This window comes from Nevskia soli, assembly GCF_903970205.1.
Classification (GTDB): Bacteria; Acidobacteriota; Terriglobia; order Bryobacterales; family Bryobacteraceae; genus Bog-113.
On the sequence record NZ_CAJCHS010000449.1, the window covers coordinates 1 to 3,814 of the forward strand.

At 63.3% G+C, this 3,814-nt stretch carries 1 protein-coding gene; it reads right to left on the reverse strand.

Going from position 1 to position 3,814, the window contains the following annotated elements; translation table 11 throughout:
• Nucleotides 1-3,814 (reverse strand): glucoamylase family protein (locus H1Y01_RS19190; protein ID WP_301331929.1); only part of this gene is annotated, 3,814 nt, incomplete at both ends.

Sequence of the window (3,814 nt, forward strand, 5' to 3'; positions counted from 1 at the left end):
GCTTCGGCACTTAGCGCTTCCAGAGTCGGCAGCTGCTCTTCCGGCGCGGTCGCTTCCGCCATCACCGGCATGCGCTCCTGCAGCAGCAGCTCCGTCGCCAGCACGGCCGGATGCGAATGGAATAGCTTCTGGATCGCGTTCTCGCACAGCACGTTGGTCAGCGCCAGCAAGCTCATCCCCTGGTGGTGGGCCATGAACGCGCGGATGACTTCCGCATGCCGGTGCCCGCGCGACCGGCGGCGGAAGTCGATCGCCTCATAGAAACCGAACGCCCCGCGCCATCCGCGCGCTTCCATGTACTTCAGGTTCTCCACCGCAGCGCGAGGATCGATTTGCAGGGCCAGCACGGAGGCATACGGCGCGACAACCAAGTCCTCGGGCGAGATCCGGTCGAGTCCACACGACGGGACGCCGAACGCGCGGTACTGATAATTCAGCACGCCGTCCCGATCCGCGTGCGCCGACTCCGAAATCCCCCACGGAATGCGCCGCTCCCGCGCGTACATGCGCTGGATGCGCACCACGGACTGCATGCTTTCGCCCAGCAGCGTGCCTGCCCAGGTCTGCATAAACAGCAGCGGCATCAGGTACTCGAACATCGTCCCGCTCCACGAAATCAACGTGCGGTGCCCGCGGTAGTAAGTTAGCTTCCTGCCCAGATGGAACCACGCCTGGCCCGGAGCTTGTCCGCGCGCGATGGCGAGGAAGATCCCGATACGCGCTTCGGATGCCAGCAGATCATAGGACGACGGCGCGAGTTCCCCGGTATCCGCGTTCCACCCGATGCGGAACAGGTTGCGGCGCGTGTCGAACAGGAATCGGAAGTCCATTTCCGCGCCGGTGCGCTCCGCCCAGTCCGCGATGGATTGCAGTTCATTCGAGAGTGCGCGCACCCGCTTCGAGGGTTCGGCTAATGCGGTGCGCAACACAGCTAACATTTGCAGGGTTGCCGCATGCAGGCCCGGCTCGGTCTCGGTGAGCCGGTGGATCTCAGCTTCGATCGCGTGGTACGTATCCGGCAATTCGGCAAGCTTCGGGACGGCGCGAACCAGGTGCATCAGGTTGGCGAGAACCGGGTTGCTCAGGCTCATCCGCAGCTCCGTTTCAAAGGGCTCGCCGAGCCACGGCGCGAGCTGCACCAGATCGGAGAGCATCCGGTCGGCGCGTTTCCGGAAAGCCTCGATCGCATGGCGGATTTCAGCGGCCGTGTCCGGCGCGCGCCATGCCACCCGAGTGGCGGCAGGTTGCGCCTCGCGCTGCAGTTCCGCCGCCAGAACTTGTACTTCCATCAAAACGCCTTCGAAGAAGAAGAGATCATCCGGGTCCGCTTCGAGCTGCCGCCGTAACCCGTCGAGGAGCCGCACAATCGAGGTGGTGCGGGCCGACACCGGGAGTGCTTCGCGAATGCGGCGCAGGTGGTCGCGCAGCGCGTCAATCACGCGCGGTCCGATTAGCGGTTGATCTTCGATCGCCAGGCACGCCTGACGCACCACGACCAGTGAAGCCGCCAAATTTCCGCTATCGACGGTGGAAACGAAGCGGTCGCCGAGCGGTTTCAGATCCTGCGTGTTGTACCAGTTGAAGAAGTGTCCGCGTTCCCGCTGCAGCGAGGTAACAACGGACCGCATGCGCGCCACCCGGCCGGTGAACTCCTGCTGGGTAATGTATCCGAGTTCATGCGCGGCCACATAGGCGTTCAACTGCAAGCCCAGATTCGTGGGGGAGGTGCGTTGCGCGCGCGCCGGGGGGTCGAGTTGGATGTTGTCGGGGACGAGCCAGTTTTCGTCCACGCGTTCCCCCTCATCGAAATAGCGCCACGTGGCCAGCGCTAGCTCGCGAAGGAAATCCTGGTCTCCTACCGGCGCATTCCGACGCGCGCCGCCGTTCAGCCAAGCCATGGCGAGCGGCGCGGCCATCCACGCGAGCAACAGAGCAAACGCCGCGGCATGCGCTCCGTTGCCGGACAACACGACTGCACACCAGACCACAAAAGCACCCGCAACGCCGATTGCCAGACACCGCTCGGGCAGGTTCCAACTCTTGATAATCGCCGGCCACCGGCGCGGATCGAGAAGCGCGTTGCGGTCGAATCCGCAGCCCTTCGCGAGTTCCACCTGCGCCATGCTTTCCCATTGCAACAGATTTTGATGCGAAACCACGCGGCGGTAAATGGTGCGTGCAATCGCATCGATCATCAGCAGCGCCTGCGTGGGCAGAAACACCAGCACCAGAGCGGAATCGAGATGCGCGCGCAGGAAATCGGAGAACCGAGTCCAGATCCACGGACGGAAGAAACGCAGCGGCGGCAACCGGAGGAACGAAATCACAACTTCCGCATACGCCGGCAGCAACAACACGCCGATGACGGCCAGCGTCACAACCTGCGATTCCTGCCCGAGCAGAAACCAGGCTGCCAGCAGCGCGCTCAGATAACAGACCTCAACCAGACTCCGCCGCAAATTGTCGAAGATCTTCCAACGCGAAACCAGCGGCAGCGGGCTCTTGATCCATCGCCATGCGGAGTCCGGAACGCGCGGCAGCAGCCACATGGCGATCTGCCAGTCGCCGCGCACCCAGCGATGTTTCCGCTTCGAGAATGTCTGATAGCGCGATGGGTAGTCGTCGATCAGTTCGAGATCGGTCGCAAGTCCGGCGCGCACATGTTCGCCTTCGATCAGGTCATGGCTCAGCAGCGTGTTATCCGGGAACCGGCCCTTGGTGGCGTGATCGAATGCCCGCACATCATAGATGCCTTTGCCGGTGAACGTCGCGCGTCCGAACAAATCCTGATAGACATCGGACACCGCCGTCGTGTACGGATCGAACCCGGTTTCGCCGCTGTAGATCGCCGCCAGCCGCGACTTGCCGGCGGATTCCATGCTGATCCCGATACGCGGCTGCATCAACGCATAGCCGGATGTAACGATCCCCGTTCGCTCGTCGAACGCCGGCTGATTCAGCGGATGCGCCATGCTCCCGATCAGCTTCCATGCGGTGTCGCGCGGTAGCTGCGTGTCGCTATCGAGCGTCAGAACGTAGCGCGTGGCGTGCAGTTCAGCGATATCTCCGATGGTGAGCGGGAACTGCGCGCCTTCACCGATCAGGAAATGATTCAGCATGTCCAGCTTGCCGCGTTTGCGCTCCGCGCCCATCCAGCGGCGCTCCGCTTCGTTCCATTCGCGGTCGCGATGAAACAGGACGAACGGGTTGTGTCCGGCGGCCCCGTGACGACGATTCAGCTCGCGAATGCCGGCGACGCAATCGTCGATGATCTCCCGCTCTTCCGCGGTCGTTCCCGGAAGTTCCGAATCCGGCAAGTCGGTGAGCAGACCGAAATAGATATTCCGGTCGCGGTTCGCCAGGTAATAGATCTCCAGATTTCCAATCAATCGCTCGATGCTGCTGCGCGAAAGGAGCAGGGTGGGGACGACGACCAGTGTGCGGTAGTCGTCGGGAACACCGGCGCGGAAATCCATGCGCACCTGCACGCGCGGTTTCAGGAAGTGGCTGACCAGCAGGTTCACGACGGCCAGCGCCGATTGCGACGCGGGGATCGCGAGCAGCCCGAGGAACCACCATGGCAGCGGTCCCGCTACCCCGTCCACAGCCCATAGAATCGCGGCGGTTGCTAAAGCCGCGCCGCCCAGATACACCAGCGATGGGACGGCCAGCACGGCATCGCGGATCGCTGTGCTGAATCCCCGGCCGATGCCCAACTTCTTGCGCAGCTCGTTCAGATTCGCGCCGAAAAGATAGAAACCGACGTGCCGGCCAGCCGCGCGCGCCAGTTCGATTGCGGCGGCTGCGATTTCGT